Source organism: Acinetobacter sp. CIP 51.11, from assembly GCF_000369665.1.
In the GTDB taxonomy this organism is placed as follows: Bacteria; Pseudomonadota; Gammaproteobacteria; order Pseudomonadales; family Moraxellaceae; genus Acinetobacter; species Acinetobacter lwoffii_S.
Genome location: NZ_KB850129.1, coordinates 1,902,603 through 1,924,158, shown reverse-complemented (window position 1 = coordinate 1,924,158; position 21,556 = coordinate 1,902,603). Strand labels below are relative to the sequence as shown.

At 42.1% G+C, this 21,556-nt stretch carries 22 protein-coding genes; 9 read left to right on the top strand and 13 right to left on the bottom strand.

Going from position 1 to position 21,556, the window contains the following annotated elements:
- Positions 1–259: 259 nt before the first annotated feature.
- The gene (locus tag F894_RS12895; protein WP_034438360.1) at positions 260–1,642 is read right to left on the bottom strand and encodes a dihydrolipoyl dehydrogenase; all 1,383 of its coding nucleotides are present in this window, start codon (positions 1,640–1,642) and stop codon (positions 260–262) included.
- A 171-nt stretch (positions 1,643–1,813) separates the two neighbouring features.
- On the opposite strand from F894_RS12895, the gene F894_RS12890 reads away from it, so the two are divergent.
- A complete protein-coding gene (locus F894_RS12890) occupies positions 1,814–6,286 on the top strand; it encodes a hypothetical protein (protein WP_005248158.1) in 4,473 nt (1,490 codons plus the stop codon).
- A 155-nt stretch (positions 6,287–6,441) separates the two neighbouring features.
- On the opposite strand, the gene F894_RS12885 is transcribed toward F894_RS12890, so the two are convergent.
- Positions 6,442–6,864 (bottom strand): protein tyrosine phosphatase family protein, encoded by a 423-nt coding sequence (locus F894_RS12885; RefSeq protein ID WP_005248155.1) that lies wholly within the window; start codon positions 6,862–6,864, stop codon positions 6,442–6,444.
- A complete protein-coding gene (locus tag F894_RS12880) occupies positions 6,857–7,192 on the bottom strand; it encodes a protein tyrosine phosphatase family protein (RefSeq protein ID WP_004281596.1) in 336 nt (111 codons plus the stop codon). Before F894_RS12880 ends, F894_RS12885 begins: the two co-directional genes overlap by 8 nt.
- Positions 7,193–7,317: 125 nt before the next feature.
- Here F894_RS12880 and F894_RS12875 point away from each other — a divergent pair, with 125 nt between their 5' ends.
- Genes F894_RS12875 through F894_RS12865 form a run of 3 tightly spaced genes read left to right on the top strand, consistent with a single transcriptional unit; the run spans position 7,318 to position 9,092 of the window.
- Positions 7,318–8,214, top strand: coding sequence for an alpha/beta hydrolase (locus tag F894_RS12875; protein WP_004645122.1), 897 nt, complete (start codon positions 7,318–7,320; stop codon positions 8,212–8,214).
- Positions 8,215–8,646 (top strand): thioredoxin TrxC, encoded by a 432-nt coding sequence (trxC, locus tag F894_RS12870; RefSeq protein WP_005101783.1) that lies wholly within the window; start codon positions 8,215–8,217, stop codon positions 8,644–8,646.
- A 5-nt stretch (positions 8,647–8,651) separates the two neighbouring features.
- Entirely contained in the window at positions 8,652–9,092 is a 441-nt protein-coding gene (locus F894_RS12865) for an acyl-CoA thioesterase (RefSeq protein ID WP_153566559.1), read from the top strand.
- Between the two features lie 60 nt (positions 9,093–9,152).
- Here F894_RS12865 and F894_RS12860 read toward each other — a convergent pair whose 3' ends face one another.
- Together F894_RS12860 and F894_RS12855 are read right to left on the bottom strand one after the other, a co-directional pair.
- Entirely contained in the window at positions 9,153–9,656 is a 504-nt protein-coding gene (locus F894_RS12860) for a DUF4442 domain-containing protein (RefSeq protein ID WP_004645125.1), read from the bottom strand.
- A gap of 25 nt (positions 9,657–9,681) precedes the next feature.
- Entirely contained in the window at positions 9,682–10,170 is a 489-nt protein-coding gene (locus tag F894_RS12855; protein WP_004281601.1) for a YajQ family cyclic di-GMP-binding protein, read from the bottom strand.
- Between the two features lie 92 nt (positions 10,171–10,262).
- Here F894_RS12855 and F894_RS12850 point away from each other — a divergent pair, with 92 nt between their 5' ends.
- The gene (locus F894_RS12850) at positions 10,263–10,577 is read left to right on the top strand and encodes a rhodanese-like domain-containing protein (RefSeq protein WP_005101788.1); all 315 of its coding nucleotides are present in this window, start codon (positions 10,263–10,265) and stop codon (positions 10,575–10,577) included.
- 174 nt (positions 10,578–10,751) lie between these two features.
- Here the strand turns inward: F894_RS12850 and mnmC are convergent, their stop codons facing one another.
- From mnmC to F894_RS12830, 4 genes are read right to left on the bottom strand one after another with little or no spacing between them, the layout of a single operon-like run.
- Positions 10,752–12,650, bottom strand: a complete 1,899-nt coding sequence (gene mnmC, locus F894_RS12845; protein WP_005248151.1) for a bifunctional tRNA (5-methylaminomethyl-2-thiouridine)(34)-methyltransferase MnmC2/FAD-dependent 5-carboxymethylaminomethyl-2-thiouridine(34) oxidoreductase MnmC1 — start codon at positions 12,648–12,650, stop codon at positions 10,752–10,754.
- A gap of 39 nt (positions 12,651–12,689) precedes the next feature.
- Positions 12,690–13,199, bottom strand: a complete 510-nt coding sequence (locus F894_RS12840) for an SH3 domain-containing protein (RefSeq protein ID WP_005101791.1) — start codon at positions 13,197–13,199, stop codon at positions 12,690–12,692.
- A 5-nt stretch (positions 13,200–13,204) separates the two neighbouring features.
- Positions 13,205–13,507: a YciI family protein gene (locus F894_RS12835; RefSeq protein WP_005248149.1), complete on the bottom strand. Its 303-nt coding sequence runs from the start codon at positions 13,505–13,507 to the stop codon at positions 13,205–13,207.
- A 28-nt stretch (positions 13,508–13,535) separates the two neighbouring features.
- The gene (locus F894_RS12830) at positions 13,536–14,147 is read right to left on the bottom strand and encodes a septation protein IspZ (protein WP_004733705.1); all 612 of its coding nucleotides are present in this window, start codon (positions 14,145–14,147) and stop codon (positions 13,536–13,538) included.
- Positions 14,148–14,191: 44 nt separating this feature from the next.
- Here F894_RS12830 and F894_RS12825 point away from each other — a divergent pair, with 44 nt between their 5' ends.
- On the top strand, positions 14,192–15,043 hold the full coding sequence (locus tag F894_RS12825; RefSeq protein ID WP_005248146.1) for a PHP domain-containing protein: 852 nt from the start codon (positions 14,192–14,194) through the stop codon (positions 15,041–15,043).
- An 84-nt stretch (positions 15,044–15,127) separates the two neighbouring features.
- Here F894_RS12825 and F894_RS12820 read toward each other — a convergent pair whose 3' ends face one another.
- On the bottom strand, positions 15,128–16,039 hold the full coding sequence (locus tag F894_RS12820; protein ID WP_004733710.1) for a bestrophin family protein: 912 nt from the start codon (positions 16,037–16,039) through the stop codon (positions 15,128–15,130).
- A 65-nt stretch (positions 16,040–16,104) separates the two neighbouring features.
- Positions 16,105–16,806, bottom strand: coding sequence for a RadC family protein (gene radC / locus F894_RS12815; protein WP_005248144.1), 702 nt, complete (start codon positions 16,804–16,806; stop codon positions 16,105–16,107).
- Between the two features lie 113 nt (positions 16,807–16,919).
- Here radC and coaBC point away from each other — a divergent pair, with 113 nt between their 5' ends.
- Positions 16,920–18,194: a bifunctional phosphopantothenoylcysteine decarboxylase/phosphopantothenate--cysteine ligase CoaBC gene (gene coaBC, locus F894_RS12810; protein ID WP_005248142.1), complete on the top strand. Its 1,275-nt coding sequence runs from the start codon at positions 16,920–16,922 to the stop codon at positions 18,192–18,194.
- 227 nt (positions 18,195–18,421) lie between these two features.
- Complete coding sequence (locus F894_RS12805) at positions 18,422–18,934, top strand: hypothetical protein (protein ID WP_004281611.1); 513 nt, start codon at positions 18,422–18,424, stop codon at positions 18,932–18,934.
- A 50-nt stretch (positions 18,935–18,984) separates the two neighbouring features.
- Here the strand turns inward: F894_RS12805 and dusA are convergent, their stop codons facing one another.
- On the bottom strand, positions 18,985–20,010 hold the full coding sequence (gene dusA / locus F894_RS12800) for a tRNA dihydrouridine(20/20a) synthase DusA (protein WP_005248140.1): 1,026 nt from the start codon (positions 20,008–20,010) through the stop codon (positions 18,985–18,987).
- 133 nt (positions 20,011–20,143) lie between these two features.
- Between dusA and F894_RS12795 the strand changes: the two genes are divergently transcribed.
- Positions 20,144–21,292: a tyrosine-type recombinase/integrase gene (locus F894_RS12795; RefSeq protein ID WP_005248138.1), complete on the top strand. Its 1,149-nt coding sequence runs from the start codon at positions 20,144–20,146 to the stop codon at positions 21,290–21,292.
- Here the strand turns inward: F894_RS12795 and F894_RS12790 are convergent.
- Positions 21,276–21,548 (bottom strand): pyocin activator PrtN family protein, encoded by a 273-nt coding sequence (locus tag F894_RS12790; RefSeq protein ID WP_005248136.1) that lies wholly within the window; start codon positions 21,546–21,548, stop codon positions 21,276–21,278. The two genes, F894_RS12795 and F894_RS12790, sit on opposite strands and share 17 nt — an antisense overlap.
- Positions 21,549–21,556 lie beyond the last annotated feature (8 nt).

The window sequence follows — 21,556 nt, the reverse complement described above, 5'->3', positions numbered from 1 at the left end:
CTGATCCCTTCCCGAACTCAGAAGTGAAACCTCTTAGCGCTGATGGTAGTGTGGGGTTACCCATGTGAGAGTAAGTCATCGCCAGCTCATTATTCCAAAATCCCCCTCCGCATTAGCAGAGGGGGATTTTTTTATGGGCGGAATAATTGTCTTATATATGTCATATATAAATTTAACATCAACATTGCTCAATATTAGACTAGAGCAAGAACCAATTTTAAAGCGTAATAGGTTTGAGCTAGTACAGTTTATAGTTCCTTTATAGCAATGCATCCAATTGACGTCGAGCATGTTTAAATGCAGTTCTGAGTCCTTCTTCCAAAGTTGGATGATAAAAAGGTTTCTTTAAGATCTGATAAATATCCTGGTCAGCATCAATCATCCAGGCCAGTAAATGGGCCAGATGTTCTGCTTGGGAGCAAAAGAGTTCTGCACCAAGTAATTTACCTGATTTTTTAGCAATATAAACTTCTATTCCACCTGAGTTTTCTGCCAGAACCAGTGCACGTCCTTGATTTTCATAAGAGACGAATCCCCGAATAAATTCGATGTGTTGATCTTCCAGCTGTTTAAAACTTTTTCCGACAATCGCCATTTCAGGATGACAAAATACAATCGCCAATGGGATTAAGGCAGGAATAGGCTTTACATCCGGATAATTTAAACAGTTATAAACTGCCTGTTTACCCGCATGCGCGGCTTCATGTTGAATCGGCGCATCAGGTGCGGCATCACCGACTATAAATATAGGTAGGTTTGCAAGTTGTTTGGTTTCTTTATCGATAGGAAGGTTTTTGATGTCCTTGAATGTTGAATTGAGTTGATCTAGACCTAAACGATCTATATTGCTTTGCCGACCTGTGGCGCCTAAGATATAGTCAACTTCAATACTTTCAGTCTGATCATTTTCTGTAAAATTAATCTTTATTTTATCAGCTTGTATTCCAACTTCATCTGGCAAGTTCTTAAACTTGATATTGAGTTCTTTACTGAGTTGCTCCTGTGCCAGTTTCTGTAAGACTGGACTGGTTAAGACACCTACTTTTTGACTACGCGCAAACATTGTAGTTTGTACACCCAGTCGTTGCATGGCTTGAGCTAATTCAATTGCAATGATGCCACTCCCGATTACCGCTAAAGACTCAGGTAATTGAGAAAATTCAAATATTTCATTAGAAGTGATGTATTTTTCTTTTAATTGTTGCTTTAAAGCTTTATCAACATTAGGGCGTGAGCCTACAGCAACAATAAAACTTTTGGCCCGATAGGATTGTCCATTGACTTCGATCGTTTGGGGATCAATAAATTTGGCTTTTCCGGAAATTTTATGTGAGCTGTCCCATTGATCGACACCTTTCAAGGTTGCACGAATAAAACGTTCTCTAAGGACATGCACACGTTGCGTAACATCTGAAGTATCAATGACAGCGTTATGCTTTAAAGCAAGTTCTTCAGCAGTTTGAATGTCATGCATGCGATTTGCAGAAGAGATCAGCAGTTTACTAGGCATACAACCTACGCGAGCACAGGTCGTATTCCATGGGCCATCATTGATAATTAAAATATTCTGGGTGTATTTAATAGCTTCGTTATAGGCACTTATTCCTGCAGTACCTGCGCCAATAATGATGAGGTCGTACATAGAGTGTTTACCAAGTCTCATAACATAATTATTTATATTTATGGTTTACAATGTTTCTGGTGTAAATTATGTAACTAGATTGCTTATTTTTGCTAATTTGAGTAAATTTTGTGTAAAAGCCAGAAGACTAACTTGATGGCAGCTTAACTATTATATGCAGTGGGAAAAATCATGAGTTTGTTTATAAATTTAAAAAAACTTGGGGTCAATACAACAATCTTGGCAACTTCAATTTCTTTGGTTGCTTGTGGAGGGGGCGGTAGTGATGGGTATTATAATAATGGTTCATCTAGCGGTAATACGGAAGGAGGAAATACAAATGATAATAATCAGTCAGAAACAGATACGTCAAATGTAGCAACGCATTTAACTCGAGCTTTACAGAATGCGAGTGGTCAAGAAATTCAATTAGCTCCAGACAACTCAAAAGTTTACTTAGCGGTTAAAGCTTTAAATGAAGACAATGGTGGTATTGCCAACAAAAATATTCGCTTATCAATTGCGACAAATGAGTTTGGTGTAAGCAGTACCAACTCTGTAGTTGCGACTGATGAAAATGGTGTAGCTAAATTTGAAATTAATGTTCCTGCGTTAGCACAAGCTGAAGGTTCAGTACAATTAACTGCTACTGTTGATGGGACTTCAGTTAGTATCCCTTACACTTTAAATATCAAGAAAAGTAGTACGATTGTCAGTGACTATAGAATCAATGTGACCCAGGGCACAGTATTAAATCTACCAAATGGCAGTGTGGATGTCACTGCGACTGTAACAGATGCTAAGGGTGGTATTAAAGCGAATCAGTCTGTTACTTTAAATATGCCTGAAGCGATGCGCGGTAAATTTATTATCGCTAATGGCGCAGCAACTCAACAAACAAATGCTCAGGGTGAGGTGAAATATACACTTAAAGCGAGTAGTAATTTTACATCAGCTGATCTTGCTACTTTTGCGGGTAAGTCTGAAACATTAAGTTTTTTGCTAGTTGATGAACATAAAGCTGAAAAAACCGCAACAGCAGATTTAACATTTAAAGACACATCTCAGATTGTCTCAACTCTTTCAGTAATTAAGCCAGATCAGGCTGTTGCTGCGAAAAGTTCAACACCTTTAAAAATCCAAGTATTAGCAAAGAATGATCAACATGAGCCATTAAGTGGAAAAGAGATTCGTTTGAGCTTTACAAAGGCTGAGCTCGCGTATGGCGTTAAACTCAATAATGCGACTGCTAAAACGAATGCACAAGGTATTGCAGAATTTACGATTAGCACGGCCGATGTTACGCATCCACTTGCTTTATCTGACACAGGTATTTCGTTAAGTGCAACCTATACAGATGGTATTAACCTTGCGTCTGGTAGCGTTATTGTTGATGTAGTAACAGAAAATACAAATGCTTCAGATGCCGATGCTATTCAGCGTTTAGAAATTGCATCTTCATATAAAGTGAATGCAAAAAATGACTCAGTTGCTGTAACTGTTAAGGCGATTAATAATAAAGGCTTAGCAGCAACTAAAGGTAAGGTTAAACTTGACTTAAATGCTGAGGCAACATCAAATGGTGTAACATTGGATGGGGCTGCGGAAAAAGACTTGGTGAACGGGTTTGCCACTTTTAATATTAAGACTAATGCCCAAACACCTGCTGCAGTAGAAGCATTGGTAAAAGCAGGAATTAAAGCTAATTTTACGACTGACAATGGTGTAAGCAATTCAATTGCTATTACAGTTGCTAATGAAGAAGTTTCTGAAGAAGCGACGCGCTATTTAGCTATAGATCCAATCACTTCTTCGACAGATCCAAAACTAGCGGTATTTGATTATACAAAAACTCAAACTTTCACAGTTAAAGTGAAGGCAGTCGGTGTAAACGGTAGTGCACTAATTGGCGAAACTGTGTCTTTGAATATTGCAGGGTCTTTAAGTGATGAACAGTTGCAAGATTTAGGCTTGAGTCATACAGGTCAGTCTTCTAAACAGACTGAAGCCGATGGTTATGCCACTTTTACTCTTGCTTACAAGGCGAATTTATCGCCTGAGCAAGCTGCTTTAGCGATTCAAGGTGTACCGTTAGTTGCGACTTCAGCAAATGGTAAGACACAAACATTGCGTTTGAATTTTAAAGCACCGACAGAGCAAGGTGTGATTGATCTAGATCATTTTACTGTTGATATGTTGGGAGACATGACTTTAACAGTTGGTCAAGAGCAAACATTAACTGTTAATGTCACCGCAAAAGGTACAGATGGCGAATTACTTAAAAATCAGCTGATCAGTATTGGTTTAAATGATGCAGCATTAAATAATGGTGTGAGTTACGTTTCTACGCAAGCTATTCGCACAGATGAAAATGGTCATGCAAAATTTACAATTAAAGTAAAAGCGGGCAATGTAACTGAACTCACGAATCTAATTGCGAATGGTTTAACGGTAGTCGTGAAATCAACTCGTACAGATGGTTCCGCATTTACTGTTACAAAGAAAGTTGATGTTGCACAACCACCAGTCGTTTTACCAGAGCTTGCAGGTCTTGATATTGCATATGTAGGTAATATTCAAACTGTGTCAGTGTTGGGTGGTGAAGTTCGTGTTAAAGTTGTTGCGAAAGATAAAGACAATGCCATTATTCCAAATACACCAATTCAAATTGCTTTATCTTCGTTAACTAGCTCACGTGTGTCTTTATCTTCTAACTCGGCTGTAACCAACAGCAATGGTGAAGCAGAATTTACTGTTCGAGTTGCTGAAGGTGCGTACGATGCAAACTTGATTAAAAATGGTATCGTTTATGCGGTAGTCGGCACAAGTTTAAATAACCCGAATGACCGTTTACAGCAAACCGGTTCAATTCAAGTTGAGATTCCAAAGGATTCTGTAAACTTACGTTTAACAGCAGATCAATCTAATTTGGAATTAGGTAAGAGCTATACAGTGCAAGTAGCCGTTAAGGACGAGCTTGGAGCAAATTCAGCTTATCCTGTGAATTTGGCATTGAATACTGAAGCAATTACAGCTGGTGTGAAACTGAGTGCAGATTTAGTTTCTACGTCAGCTAATGGACAATTACCAGTAACTCTTACATTACCTAAAGATATTCCAGCTGTTGCAAAACAAGCTTTATTAGACAAGGGTATTCAGGTTAAAGGTATTATCACTAACCCTAAAGGTGAAAAGCTTGAAACTACGCTTAGCTTTACGGTAACTGAAGCGATTAACACGAATCACTTAACAATACTGAGTTCTAAAGCGAATTTAAGCACTGCCGGTGACCGTTCAATTATAACTGTTGCATTATTAGATCGAAATAACCAGCCAGTTCGTAATCAGCCAGTAAGGCTGTCTGCAAATAACGCAGCTACATTAATTATTGGTACACCAGGAAGTGGGCATCCAACCAATACCAGCGAACCTCAAACAGTGATTACGGATTCAAACGGTAATGCGTTCTTCTCGGTTGAGATTGATGGAAGTACAGTTGATGCTGATTTATTGATTGCAAGTGGAATCGAGCTAACTGCAAGTCATACTAATGAAGCAGGTACAGTAACTCAAATACACCATTTAACAGCATTTACACCTGCACCTATTGTGACTCCAACACCTCAACCACAGCCTGCACGTTATAGTCTACGTGTTGCAGCTGCTAAACCAATCATGAATGTACGTAATGATATCACGGATGTTACTGTGACTTTGGTTGATACTAATGGTGGTGGCGTAGCTGATAAGTACGTTGAATTGGCTATTGAGAATTTTGCACTTAACGGCGCAATAATTGTAGGAGCATCAGGTTTAACCACAGATGCCAACGGACAAGCCGTATTTAAAGTACAAGTGGATGAGCGTGAACGAGATGGAAATTATGATGCCGCAACATTTGCAAATGAAGATTTACGTTTAACAGCGAAATTTACAGAAAATGGCTTTATTGATGCGACTCAAGTAACCCAAGTGGATATTGTTCAGGCGGCAGTACAAAATCCAAGAGCATCGATTGTAATTGCGGTTAATAATATTGAGGTTTCTTCTTTAACTGAAAGTGGTAATGTTTATTACACAAGAAATCTATCTGCAAGTGTAATTGACTTCGATGGTAAACCACTGGCAAATCAAGAAGTAACACTTGATATTACCCCAATTTCTTATATTAAAGGGCGTAATTTATGGGCATTAGCACCTGTACCAACACAAGACCCAGCAATGAAATGGGTCTTTGGTAATCAGCAATATTATCTAAATAATATTGCTATTAATAATAATGGTACACCAAACGATCCTAACGATGACACTTTATTCCCAACGGTTACTAATAATGTCACTTCATGTGCTGCTAGCGCTGATGGAACTGCAGTAAATGGGGTGCCAGTTAAAGTTGTAAGTTTTACTAAGTCGAGTGCTGCATTAGCTAATACTGTAACATATGTTACGGATTCAGAAGGTAAATTTGATTTTAGTATTCGTTATCCAAAAAATTATGCTCAATGGCTAAATGTAAGAGTTGGTGCATCTTCTACGATAGCGAGTTTACCAACACGTACAACTTATGATCTTGGTTTACCATCATTATCAACAGATTACTCTACAGATGGTACAACATCTCCAAATGAGGTAAGTCCATACGGTATCACTACTAACTGTAATTAAGGTAATTAAAAAACAGCGCTTCGGCGCTGTTTTTTATGGGGACTGAAGTTTTAAAAACTTAAATTGATGTTCCCACATTCACACCCACAGTCGGCTTCAAATTCATTGAACTACAACCGACAAAGGTCAAGCTTAGACATAACACGACCAAAATTTTATTCATGAATCAATCCTTGAGATTTAGCCTGATTAAACAAAGCAACCGAACGTGTACCACTTCGGCAAACCATCAAAATCGGTTTAGGCAGCTCATTATAATATCGCGCAAATTCTTCAATATTGGCCTGAGAAAGCTGGCCACTCACCACAGGCTGATAAATCACACTCACTTGAGATTTCTCTGCAATGGAGCGTAATTGACTCACCGTGACACTATTACCAGTTTCCTGATCAGGACGATTTACAATTACAGATTTGAAACCTTGCTGAATCAATTGTTGAAACTTGCTTGTTGTCATTTGCCCCGTGACACTCACCGTAGAGGTCAGCGCACGGCTAAGATCATTTGCAGCAAAAACAGGTGTAATACAGCTAAAACAGGTTGCTAGTACCACACCTTTCCAAAATGACTTAGTCATCCAGCAGGTCCATCTGTTTTGCCAGCTGATATAAATTATTCGAGCGGTTTCCAGTACGACAGAACATTAAGATCGGTTTTGGCAACTCATTATAATGATTGGCAAAAGTGCGTACATCAAGCTCCGTAATCTGACCGGCTACTACTGGTTGGAATACATAATCCAGACCGGCATTGCGTGCAGCTTCCTCGATTTGTGCACTGGTTGGCTGCTCGGAACCACCTTCCATGTCCGGACGGTTGTTGATAATCGATTTAAAACCTTTCTCAACCACTTGAGTTACGTGTTCTGGACCAATTTGACCAGCAAAACCTACATTTTCGCTCATGACGCCACTCCATCATTTCATTTATATCGATATGCTTTATGATAGCATTAAGCTGAAAACATGCTGAACCTGTTCTGAAATTTTTATAAATGATGATAACCATAAGATAACGCAATGGAGCGCGTATGCAGGCTTATACAGTTGAACCACTGTATGTCAAAAGCGGTCAGGAAGTGATTGCTGCAGATTTTTATCGGCCTAAAAATATAGAAAAACCGGCCGTAATCCTGATGGCTCATGGTCTGGCTGCCTTACGTCAATTTAAACTGGTGCAATATGCCCAGCGTTTTGCCAGTGCCGGCTATGCGGTGGTTTTATTTGACTATCGCTATTGGGGCGGCAGCACTGGGCGTCCACGTGAACTGGTGTCGATCAATGCCCAGCTCGATGACTGGCGAACCATGATCAGACATATTCAGGAACGCAAATCGATTGACAGTAAACGGATCGTGCTCTGGGGTACGGCCTTAAGTGGTGGGCATGTATTGACACTTGCAGCAGAGCTGAAAAATATTCAGGCGGCGATGGTACAGGTGCCTTTTGTCGATGGGGCTGAAAGTGCCCAACTATATCCTTTACAGCAACTCCCCAAGGCGCTTAAAGTTTCCAGTCAGGATTATATGGGGGCCAAGGTTGGTATGGCACCAAAAACCTTACCTGTAGTTGATCCGCATGAGCTATGTTTTATGCCGACACAGGACAGTTATGAAGGTTATCTGTCGATTGTCAATCCGGATTATTACTGGAGTGGTCATATTCCTGCACGGGCATTCTTTAAACTGATGCGCTATCGACCGATTCAGGAAGTCAGAAAGATTAACATTCCAGTCCTGTTTATTGCGGCAAAACTGGATAGTCTGATTCCCATTGAATCCAGTCGTGAAGCTGCGACCAATATTGCACCATTTGTGCAATATCATGAGTGGAATATCCGGCATTTTGATATTTATCATGGGGAATGGTTTGAAAAAGCAGTTTCGACCCAATTAGAATTCTTACATCAACATATTGGAGTGCGCTAGATGATTATTGTATGTCCGGAATGTCTGGCCAAAAACCGTGTCCCTGAAGATAAACTCACTGCCAACCCTGCTTGTGGTCAATGTCATCAAGCCCTGATTCCACTGGTACCAATTGAGCTGAATGAGCAGAATTTCAGCCAGTTTGTCACGCATAGTGACTTGCCAATCCTGATTGATCTCTGGGCAGAATGGTGTGGTCCCTGTAAAATGATGGCACCGCATTTTGCGACTGTCGCCCAGCAATATCCAAATGTGGTTTTTGCAAAAATTGATACAGAAGCGAATCCTCGCTTAAGTTCGGCATTTAATGTTCGCAGTATTCCGACGCTGGTGTTGATGAATAAAAGCAACGAAATTGCTAGAATAAGCGGTGCATTACGGTCAAGCGAGCTGCAAAAATGGCTTGATCAGCAGTTAAATACCCAACCCTAATTCAAATGCCTGGAGTGAAAGTGTCAGATTCTCAAGTAAGACCAGAGGGGATTCTTTCCCTACAGACGATCGCAATGCCTGCAGATACCAACTGGAGTGGTGATGTCTTTGGTGGCTGGATCGTTTCACAAATGGACTTGGCAGGCGCGATTCACGCAGAACGATTTTCAAAGGGACGTTGTGCCACGATTTCGATTAACCAGATGACTTTTCTGGTACCGGTAAAAGTCGGAGACGTGATTAGTTGTTATACCAAAATTCTCAAAGTTGGCAAGACATCTATCCAGATGGAAATCGAGGTTTGGGATAGCCATGATGATTCACGCCCCCCAATTCGGGTAACTGAAGGTGTGTTTACCTTTGTTGCTGTAGATGTCAAAGGCAACAAACGTCTGATTCCAGAAGAAGCGAAACAGAAGCTTTTAGAATCGCAAACAGCACAATGATGACTTGAAATAAAAAATCCCAGATTTAATGTCTGGGATTTTTTTGTCTAAAAGAAGAAATTATGATTTCTTGAGCTGGCTCTTGGCAATCCAAGCCCAGAGCATTTCACATTGAATGGGGGCTTCACCTGATTCATCCGTGACGGTGACCTGAACCAGGGTTTCACCTTTATCCGAGTTTTGCATCAGGGCTTGCTGCTCCGACGTGAGCGTAGCAACAGCAGTCATGGCACCGCGTGTCGGGCGCTTAAAATCAACCTTTAAGCTTTTGATCAGTACAATTGCTGTATCCGGAACATTCATTGCCGTCACAAAGCCGGTCGCTGTTTCTGCCAGCAGGGCCATTGCACATGCATGGATTTGTCCGATATGGTTCTGCATGGCTTTATGATTGGCCATACTTACTACCACTTTGGACGCACTCATTTCCTCATAACGAATCTTGGCAGAGCCGACCATCGGGACCACCCGGCCAAAAGTTTTACTTAACAAAGCAGTACGAATGCCTTGCGGTAATCGTGCAGTGGCTTTGACTAATCTGGCTAATCGGTTGTTCTTTGCCATAATTCCTTCTACAGACGTTGCTGTCTTAATCTTTAAAGTTATTGAACTGTAAAGGCAAACCAAATTGCTGTTCTTTCAAGAATGCCATTACTTGCTGCAATGTATCGCGTTTTTTATCAGTCACACGAATCTTGTCGCCCTGAATAGAAGATTGCGCCTTAATCCCACTTTCTTTAATGGCTTTATTAATTTTTTTTGCGGTATCTGAGTCAAGACCATCTTTAAGCTTGATGACCTGAATCACATTTTTGCCAGAAGCCGTCATTTTTTGTGGATCAAGCGCCTGAATATCGACTTTGCGTTTAAAGAAATGACTTTCCAGCATGCTATAGACTTGTTCACACTGGAAATCGCTTTCAGTCGAGATTTTGATTTCCTTGTTTTTTTCATTCAGTTCAATAGAAACGTCCTGACCACGGAAATCAAAGCGGGTCGCAATTTCTTTTTGGGTGTTTTGAACTGCATGATTTACTTCAAAAATTTCTAATTCAGAAACAATATCGAAAGAAGGCATAGTTTAGACCTTTACAAAGGGAAAGAATATCTGAGATGCTAGGGATGTTTTCTTCATTTGCCAAGTGTTGTTTTACATCAAAGGAGTGCGCAATGATCCGTAAGCAAGAAATTACAACATTTGAGTTCCCAGAAAATGCAATTATCTGGGATGTACGCGATTCAAGTGCTTTTGCTGAAGCACACGTGAAAGGGGCGGTGAATCAGCCTATTAACGATCTTTCAGCAGAAAGCCTAACTCAGGTGTCAGCGGATCAACCCATTTACATCTTGTGTGGTGGGGGCAGTAAAGCTCCACGTGCTGCGGAAAAACTAGAGGGTTTTGACAGCTCACGTGAATATGTCATTCTGATGGGTGGTACTCGTGCTGCCCGTGATGCAGGCTTACCGCTTGAACAGGGTGTATAAGCATTCTGTCAAAAAAAAGCGCCGCAAGGCGCTTTTTTAATGGGTGAGATTTAATGCCTCCCAACCTCCCTTTTCTAAAGGGAGGAGCTACATCTATTCTATTTATTCATAAAAGTAGAGAAAAGTCCCCCCTTTTTTAAAGGGGGATTTAGGGGGATTCATTCAAAATAGTAATTAAATTTGTAGCTTAAAATACGGTTTCTTCATTTTCACTTTCTTTTGAAAACGGGTCACACTGAGTTTTTTTATTAAACTGGATGGCACCGGACAGGCTTCGCAGAGAATCTGGGCTACCAGAATTTCACTACAGAGCGGCGCAAACAGAAAGCCTTTAGAACCGAGACCAGCAAAGCTATAAACTTCCTCATCCGCTTTCATTTTACCCAGTAGGGGAAAATAATCCTGACTTTGCGCGCGTACCGATGCACGACCTTGCCAGGTATCGGTAGAAGCTAATGACTGTGCATATTCTGGGAATACACTGTGGATCAATTCGTAGTTGTGTACATGGTCTTCTGCTAACACCTCGATATCATCTCGACCTGGATAGAAAGAAGCACCCAAGATCAGATGTTCAGCATCCAGCTGCATACAATAGCCACCGTAGCTATAGGCTGTATTTTGGCTTAAAGGTTGAGTTTTATTGTTGAGCCAACTGACCTGTCCACGAATCGGTTTCAGAGCCGGATAATCTGCAAAGAATTGTGTTGTATCTCGCGCAGTACAGACAATCACATGATCAAATTCACCTAGATCCTGTTCATCTGAAAATAGCTGAGGTTTTGTAGTAGCTTCAATATGGCTAATTTTGGCCTGTTGATATCGGATATTTACATTCTGTAGAATTTCATCACGCAATTGAGGCGGTGAAACCACACCAGCTTCTAACAGTTTTAAACTTGGAAATTCGGTTTGAACCTCTTGATCTTCTGTATCTTTTACAGTAAGAATTTTTTCAGGATATTCATCTACCAATCCTAAAAGCTGTTCAGGATTTTTTAAGGCGAACTGATTCACCTGAATCGGGCGGAAAGCTTTAAATTTTTGATAATGATTTAAGGCATGTTGCCAGGCCAAGGTCATCAGATGTTCAGCACTTTGCTCAACTGGACAGAGTTTGGGATTGAGCAAAGCCAGTGGATTGCCAGAACCTCCGGAGAGGGGCGCTGACTGGTCGTAGATCGTGACTTGATGACCGCGTTGAGCGAATGCCCATGCGCTACTTAAACCACCGATTCCAGCGCCAATCACAGCGATTTGACGAGGTCTGATATTGGTCTTTGTATCTCGCTCAGTTTTTTTTTGAGTTGTTTCCTGCGCTGAAGATGGGTTGCTTTCCTCAGCCGGATTCCAGATCGCTTTCAGCATTTCACGCTTATGCTTAAAACCACGTGGGCGGGAAATTGAAATCCCATGATTTTTTAAGCCACGTTTTAAGACGCCAGCAACACTGAAAGAGGCGAAAGTGGTACCGATCTCGGATAAACGTACAATATTATTTAAAACATTTTCTTCCCACATGTCTGGATTGCAGGAAGGCGCAAAACCATCCAGGAACCAAGCGTTCACCGGCGCAGTTTTTTCAATTACCGGGAAAACATCATGTGCATCACCCAGCCATAGATCCAGACTGAATCGCTCTTCAGGAAAACTGAGACGATGACAGCCGGCAATTGGCATCGGATATTGAGAGATGAGTTGATGAGCTAAAGGCTTGAGTTCTGGCCAGGCATTTAAGGCTCGAATCAGATCGGTTTTAGAAAGAGGGAATTTTTCAACTGAAATCGCATGCAAATGACTGTGATTGTCCGGACGCACCTGTTGCCAGAGCTGCCACAGGGCCAGAATATTTAAACCAGTACCAAAACCCGTTTCACCGACACAGAAATATTCAAAAGGTTTTAAATCTGCCAGACGCGTACTGAGATCATTGCCATTTAAAAAGACATGCCGGGTTTCCAGCAAGCCATTGTCTTTGGAAAAATACACATCACCAAATTGCTTGGATACAGGCACATCAATACCATCCACCAATTGCCAATCCAGATCAGCAGTTTGAATTGCGTGTGACAAAACGGGTACAACCTTAAAGATATCGGGAAGGGCTATAGCTTACCATTGACGGCGACGTTTGGTATAAACATAGCTCGCGATCAGGAAGCCGAGCAATACCCCCACAGCCAGGGTTGCAGCGCCGTAGAGGAACATCTGGGCACTGCGTTCGCTTTGCAGTACTTGTACCTGAACCCCTAGATTGTCATTCTTGAGCTGCAATTCCTGATTTTGCGATAGTGCTTCCAGATTGGCTTTTTCCAGTTGCTGCAAACGGGTGGCCTGATCTTTGACTAAGGCTTTGACCTTGGCCTCTTGCTGGGCTTTCAACTTGGCGATTTCTTCTGCAGTTAACGGTTTATTCTCGGCAGGTGGCACTGGCTGGGCAGAAGTCGCTACGGCAGGAATAATGGCAGGTTTCGGCGTAGACTGGGTTTGGGCAGTCGCCGCTGTCCCTTGAGGTTGTGCTGTCTGATTTTCCTGAATCACAGGAGCAGGCGCAACTTCGACTGCCCATACTGGAGAAATCATAAAACATAGGCCAATGATACTGGCAGTAACAACACGCATGAACCTTATCCTTGAGGGAATGCTTTATTGAATGGTTTGACATCGATGTGTTCGTACACACCTTCTTTTAAGAAAGGTTCATCCTGTAGCCATCTGTCCAATGCTTCACGACTGTCAAAATCGACAATAATGGTACTGCCATAAAAACCGGCCTGCGGATTGGCTGGATCTTTAGGCATGGCACCTGCAACAATCAGGCGGCCTTCAGCATTTAACTGTTCCAGACGTGCAAGGTGTTGTGGACGAATCGCGAGGCGTTTTTCAACTGTACCTTCCCGATCGGTACAGCTAACGACGAATAATGGCATGATGACTCTCAATCGTTTGTAGTTGGACTTATTCAGCGGTCTTAAAGTATTTGCGCAATACAATAAACTGAATAATGATAAAGGAAAACATCACGATCATGTCACCGAATGCAGTAAATTCGCCCCAATATTTTCCATCCATCCACAAATAGGCGAAAAAGGTATGCAGAAATGACATCAGTACGAACATGGCAACCCAAGCATAGTTCAGCTTGAACCAGCCTTTTTCGCTTAGATTGAATACCGGACCAAACAGGCGCTGAATCAGTGGTTTTTTATCCTTGCTAAACCAAGGGGATAAGAAAAAGACCCCGGCAAAGACCAGATTCAGTAACACGGCTTTTAGGCGGATATAAAAATCATCGCTGAGGATCAGGGTGATGCCACCAAAAATCACCGTCATAAACAAGACAATCCATTGCTGCTTGTCCAGACGGAATTTTTGCATGACAAATAACGCACCATAGACGACCAGCATGGAAATAATCAGACCTGTGGTTGCAACAAGAATATTATTATTGTCGACACCCCCCGCAGAACCGATCAATTGCAGCAATTGATGGTCAGTGTCTTTTGGATCTACAGTTTTATATAAATAAAAGAAAATAATGAGTGGCACAAAGTCTAAAAGTGCTTTCATGTTAGAGTATCTAAATCTGATTAAATAAATGTCATAGTATAGAGATGCACGGCGTAGATTTACATACACATAGTAATATTTCTGATGGAACTTTCAGTCCTCAGCAATTAGTCGAAGCGGCTGTGGAAAAACTTGTCCATACTTTGGCCCTGACGGATCATGACACCATGGACGGTTTGGCATTGGCTGAGGAAGCCGCTAAAAATCATGAGATTAAGATCATTTCGGGGGTGGAAATATCCAGCCAGTGGTCACGTCCTGCCACCAAAAAAAACTATGGCGTGCATATCGTCGCCCTAAATATGCAAAATCCTGAGCCTTTACAAAAAGCCCTCAATCAGCAAAAGAAAATCCGGGCTGAACGCTCTAAACAGATTTGTGATCTGCTGGCTCCTTTAATTGGTGAGGATATTTATGCAGATGTACTGGCCAAAGTCGACAATATCCCTGATCGGGTGACACGCACCCATATTGCCAAAACGCTGGTAGAAAAGGGGATTGTGACCCGTGCACAACAGGCTTTTGATAAATATATTAAGGAAGGCAAGAAAGCCTATGTCAAATTTGATGGCTTGAGTCTTGAAGACACCATTCAGGTGATTCATGAAAGTGGCGGATTCGCCGTGCTGGCACATCCGACCAAATATGATTTATCTGCGACCAATATTCGCTACCTGATCGAGATCTTTGCCAAGTTCGGTGGAGATGCCGTCGAGCTGCCACCGGCGATTGAACCAAGTTCCACCCGGCAGATGGTGGATCGAATGATTACTGAATATGATCTTAAAGTTTCGATTGGCAGTGATTTTCATGGCGATCACATGCCCTGGATTAAACTGGGCAATGTCCCGAGTCTTAAACCGGGGCAGGTCGGGATTTGGGAGAGTTTTGTTTAGTCATTCCTTTACCTCGATCTTTTTCATTTGAGAGAAGATTTTCCCTTCGCTACTAATAACAAAGGGCGAGGAGAGAATTATAAATTAAAGCAAATTATGATCTTGAGCCTGAATCGGTGGTGGCGTCGGTTTACCTAAAGTCCCTAACAGTTCAATTTCAATCGTACGTACCATCGAGTCCAGCGGCAAGTCATTACTCTGAGTACCAAAAGGCTCTTCAATTTCCGAACTTAGAGCATCTAATCCTAAAAAGGTATAAGCCAAAATTCCAACCAGTAAAGGCGTAAACAGACCAAGCGTTGAACCTAAACTAAAAGGTAAAATAAAACAGAAAAAATAGACGGTACGATTGAGCAAGACCGAATAGGCAAAAGGCAAAGGCGTCGTCGCAATCCGGTCACAACCAGTCTGGACAATACTTAGTTCCGCCACATGATTATTCATCTGCATATAGATGATATCGGAGATTTCACCTTCTTTAAGCGCCTGCATTAACTCCCATTGAATCAGGCTTAAGGTATATTGCGGCGCATTGGCCTGCTGATAGAGTTGGGTCACCGCCTGCTGGCTCATGCCGCTGGTTTCAACCAGTTCAGTCGGATTGGCTGTTTGATGGCGTAGGCGATCGCGGAGTACATTGGCAAAGACAATCACATGCTGAATCACACGCTCACGGCGACCTTGGGACAGCATCCTGCAATCACGGTCAAAATGACGTGAATTGGCAATTAGAATTCCCCAAAGTTTGCGCGCTTCCCACCAGCGGTCATAACAGGCGGTATTTTTAAAACCAAGAAAAATAGACAGTACCACTCCAATCAGGGTAAAGCCAACCAAGGGTAATTCTGGAAAATGAAAATAACCAATATGTGACAAGCCACCAATGATGGCTGACATCAGCATCACCACGCCCAAAGGCGGTAAAACTTTAGGTAAAATCGTCCCCCGCCAGGAAAACAGCAGTTTAAAAACAGTCGGCTGGTCACGTACGATCATTTATTGGAATCATCACAATTTTTTTCATGATCTTGTGGAGTTGTGCCTGCTTTGTCAAGTGCTATTCAATACTGCATTTCTGGTTTGATGAGTTGCTGCTCAGCAAAGGAAAAACTGCCCTCCAAAGCGATAATACAATGGTCAATCAGATGAATATCTACCAGCTGGCAGGCTTGTTGAATCTGACGGGTCAATGCCAGGTCAGCCTTGGATGGAGAGGGCCGGCCCAGTGGATGATTATGTGCAATCACAATGGAAGTCGCCTGTTGGCTAATGGCATAACGCAACAATTGATTAATGGAAATATCACATGCATTGATGGAGCCATAAAACAGTTTTTTAAAGGCAATTTTTCTTAAACTGGCATCCAGACACAGCACGGCAAACACTTCCTGAGTTTCACCGAGCAGTTCAAAACGTAAGTAATCTCTCAGCCGCTTGGAATTGGTAAGTTCCAGTGCATCCTGTTTCAGGTGCTCGGCTATGTAACGCCGTCCGAGTTCCTTGACGGCCATCAGTTGAGTATATTTACTGATGCCCATGCCATGAAACTGGCTGACTTCCTGTAAAGGTGCATCGAGCAACGCAGTCAAATGACCAAAATGCTGAATCAGCAAACGCGCCAGATCAACTGCCGAATGTTGCTGGGAACCGGAGCGTAGAAAAATAGCCAGTAGCTCGGCATCGGACAGACTTTCTGCGCCATATTGAATTAAGCGTTCTCGCGGCCGTTCTTGTTCCGGCCAGTTTTTAATAGAAAATTGCATAGTTATTAGACTTATTTATTATGAATTATCAGTTTTCCCGCAAGCTGATCTCTTGGGGATGCGATTATTTAATGCTATTGTGAGCCCCACTGCAACAGCAAGGTAATCTGTTCGTGAGCTTTGATCTAAGTGTAATTCCTCATAAAAATATCATTTTGGCCGTTACTGGCGGTATTGCTGCCTATAAAAGTGCAATTCTGGTTCGTCGTCTGAAAGATGCCGGATTTGATGTGCGGGTCGTCATGACTCACGGTGCACAGGCTTTTATTACACCTTTAACCTTTCAAGCCTTATCGGGCAATCCTGTACATACCGAATTGCTGGATACTGAAGCAGAAGCCGGCATGGGCCATATCGAGCTGGCACGTTGGGCAGATCTGTTGCTAGTAGCACCGGCCAGTTGTGATACCCTGGCAAAATTCGCAGCAGGTCTGGCGGATGATCTCTTAAGTACTCTCTATCTGGCGACGAAAGCACCTGTCTGGGTGGCGCCTGCCATGAACCAGCAAATGTGGGCGGCGAAAGCAACGCAGCGTAATCTTGCGACACTGATCGAAGATGGTGTGCATGTGATCATGCCGGATGCAGGATCACAGGCTTGTGGTGATGTAGGTTTGGGCCGGATGCCTGAGCCGGAAGATTTAGCCCGACAGGTGACTGAATATTTTCATAAAGCTCAACGTGCGATTGCGGAAAAATTTGGCCTGCTTGCGGGTAAACAAGTCACGATTACCGCAGGCCCGACCCGCGAAGCGATTGATCCGGTGCGTTATATTTCCAATCACAGTACCGGGAAAATGGGCTTTGCACTGGCTGCAGCCTGTTATGCAGCAGGGGCAAATGTCACCTTGATCGCAGGGCCGGTCAGTCTGGAAACCCCAAATGGCGTGAAACGTAAGAATGTTTCTTCTGCCGTGCAAATGCTGAATGAAAGTATGCAGATGCTGGAAAATGGTTGCGATATCTTTATTGCGACAGCTGCAGTAGCCGATTATCGTGTGGCAGAAGTAGCCGAACATAAAATCAAGAAAGCTGGTGATGAACTGAATGTAGCCTTGGTGAAAAATCCGGATATTGTCGCCACCATTGCCCAGCAGGAAAAACGCCCATTTATGGTCGGCTTTGCTGCAGAAACTCGCAACATTGAAGAATATGCTGCCGGAAAGCTGGTCGCGAAAAAGCTTGATATGATTGCCTGCAATGATGTATCACGTGCAGATATCGGATTTGCTTCGGATGAAAATGCCATGACAGTATTCTTTGCCGAGCATTATCAGCTAGACAAACGTGATCTGGAAAAAGCCTCCAAGCAGGAGATTGCCCAGCAGTTGATCGAAGCTATTCATGATGCCCTGTATCGTGATCCATCCAGTGATGATGATTTTTAAAACGATCTGTATCGAAAAACCCTGAATTCATCAGGGTTTTTTATGGCTAATTTTTTATCATTAATTCAAAAAAACTATAGAAACCATAAATATTTAATCTTAATCGAAGCGCTGTTTGTTTATTGTTTTTGCAAAAAAGCATAAAATGGATCACAGAATAAGCAAAGATAAAAATATTGCATATATCAGCTATAAGCAGGAAGTGGAAAGAAAAAAGAGGGGGCGCTATGAAAAAAATCATGATGTTATGGATGGTTGCCTGTCTGGCTGGATGCAGTTATTTTGTCTCGATGGATGAACTGGCCAGAAATATTCAAACGCAGATGCAACGTGAATTTAATTCCAATCGAGATTATCAACACTATCGTTTTACCGTGAAAAAAGTCAAAATTGTCCAGCGTCAGGGGAATGAGTTTCAGGCCATTTCTCATCTGAATTATCAGGGTGAGGAATATCCCATTCATGTAAAAGTCTTTAAGGTGGATGGGGGGTATAGTTGGTCGATTGAAGATGATGCCTTTGCTTTTATTGATGAAATTGAAATTGAAAAATATCGTCAGCAACTGGATCGAGAATTACAGCAACTGGCCTCAGCCTTGGATGATCTAGAACCTGTAGATGAACCGAACCAGAATGTCTCCGGCTCTCTGATTACACCAGTGGCTGAACCCGCATTACAAGATGTTTCTTATCAGGAAGAGCCAATTCCGGTCGGCAATATCACGGCGTATACGCAATAACTCATGCGCAATCGCTATAAAAAAGCACCGATCATTGGTGCTTTTTGTATTTAGGATTCAACTTGCTGATGTTCACGTACATAATCTTCGGTACGCTGCATCGCTTCCTGAATATTAAAAAGTGCAGTCTCTACATCTTTCAAGGTTTTGGCATTACCACCGCTTAAAGCCTGACGCCATTTACGTGCACCTGGCAAATTCTGGAACAGTCCTAAAATATGACGGGTAATAATGGATAAAGGTGCACCTTCGGCCATGCGCTGGGCAATATAAGGCAGCATCTGTTGCATAATGTCAAAACGGTCTGGTGCATCCAGATTCCATAACTGGCCCAGTTCAGCCAGTAAGTAAGGATTATGATAGGCTTCGCGGCCAATCATCACGCCATCCACATGTTTGAGATGTTCCAGCGTTTCGGCATAGGTTTTAATTCCGCCGTTGATCTCGATGAGCAGATCAGGACGATCCTGTTTTAAACGATAGACATCTTCATAACGTAGGGGTGGCACGTCGCGGTTTTCTTTAGGTGATAGACCTTTTAATAAGGCAATCCGCGCATGCACGATAAAATTATTGCAGCCGGTTTTGGCCACGGTATCGACAAAATGCAGCATCTCTTCATAAGATTGCATATCATCAATTCCGATCCGGTGTTTTACGGTCACTGGAATATCCACCGCATGACGCATTTCAGCAATACATTCTGCGACTAGATCAGGCTCCGCCATCAGACAGGCACCAATTTTATTATTTTGTACCCGGTCACTTGGGCAACCTACATTTAAATTGACTTCGTTATAGCCCCAGTCCTGCGCCATCTTGGTACAGATTGCCAGATCTTTTGGATTCGAGCCGCCGAGTTGCAAAACGATTGGCTGCTCTTCCGCATTAAAGTCCAAATGACGTTTGGCATCACCATAAATGATCGCACCTGTGGTGACCATTTCAGTGTACATAATCACATTCGGGTTAAACAGACGTGCAAAGAAACGATAATCTTTGGTGGTCCAATCCATCATCGGGGCGACACTGATTCTCGGAGATTGAGTGTTTTCAATGTTTTTGTTAATAGTCATTAAAAATCATGCCTTTAATCTATATTCCGCAACCTGCGAGAATCTGTTTGAACCTGTGTTTAGGTGGGTAAATCGGTTTGCATTTACACCAAATTTTACACCATAATGGAAAAAATAGCTTTTGGTGTAAATTATGGGGTCGATTACAGCAAGGAAAGGTGCAGATGGTAAAGTTAACTACCGTGCTGCGATTCGAATCACTCGAAAGGGCTTTCCTGCTTTTTCTGAAAGTAAAACATTTCATTCAAAAAAGATGGCTGAAAACTGGCTTAAGAAAAGAGAAGTCGAAATTCAAGAAAATCCTGATATTTTGCTTGGCAAGGAACAGCTCATTAATCTGACCTTATCAGATGCCATAGATAAATATTTGGATGAAGTCGGGAGCGAGTACGGAAGGACGAAACGCTATTCTCTGCTCTTAATCAAGAAGCTGCCAATCGCGCGCAATATTATCACAAAAATAAAATCAGTACATTTAGCTGAGCATGTTGCTTTGAGGAAGGGTGGAGTCCCTCATCTTGAACTTGAACCTATCGCGACTAGTACGCAACAACATGAGCTTTTACATATTCGTGGTGTACTTTCTCATGCTGCTGTTATGTGGGAAATGGATATTGATTTAAATGGCTTTGATAAGGCTACGGCTCAGTTAAGGAAAACACGCCAAATATCATCTAGTCAAAAAAGAGACCGACTGCCTTCGAGAGATGAATTGATTGCATTGACGAAGTATTTTGCAGAACGATGGAAGCTAAATCGTTATGGCTCTAAATACCCAATGCATTTGATTATGTGGTTTGCAATTTTCTCATGCAGACGTGAAGCTGAATTAACACGATTGTATTTTCGAGATTATGACCTACATCACTCAACATGGAAAGTGCATGATCTAAAGAATCCGAATGGCTCTAAAGGTAATCACAAATCATTTGATGTTCTTGATTCTTGTAAGGAAATGATTAAGAGATTAAAGCATCCAGAAGTCCGTGATCGGATGCTAAAGCTAGGTCATGATGAAAATTTGTTATTGCCTTTGAATCCCAAAAGTTTGGGTAAAGAATTTAGAGAAGCCTGTAAAGTGTTGGGTATTGAAGATTTACGATTTCATGACTTGAGGCATGAAGGCTGTACTCGATTAGCTGAGCAGAGCATGACTATTCCCGAAATTCAGAAAGTAAGTTTGCATGATTCCTGGAGCAGTTTACAGCGATATGTATCAGTGAAGGCAAGAAGAGATGTTATACAGTCTGAAGAGGTGCTACGCCTCATCGATGAAACGTAGCATAGTCTTTAGAAGCTTCTGAATACTTTTTGTCTAAAATATCTGCTAGATCTTTTACGTGCACTAGAAAGGGTGCACGTTTACTCTGATCTATCTTAAACACAGAGAAAGGGAATTCTTGATTATTCGCCTTTCTTAATGCTTCAGCTTTACTAAGATGAGGATAATAGTCAGAAACTATTGTCATCAGCTCGACGGTCATAGAGCGATATTTCATAAACAGGTAGTCAGCAGTGGCTAGCTGGAATATTCCCATTATTAAAC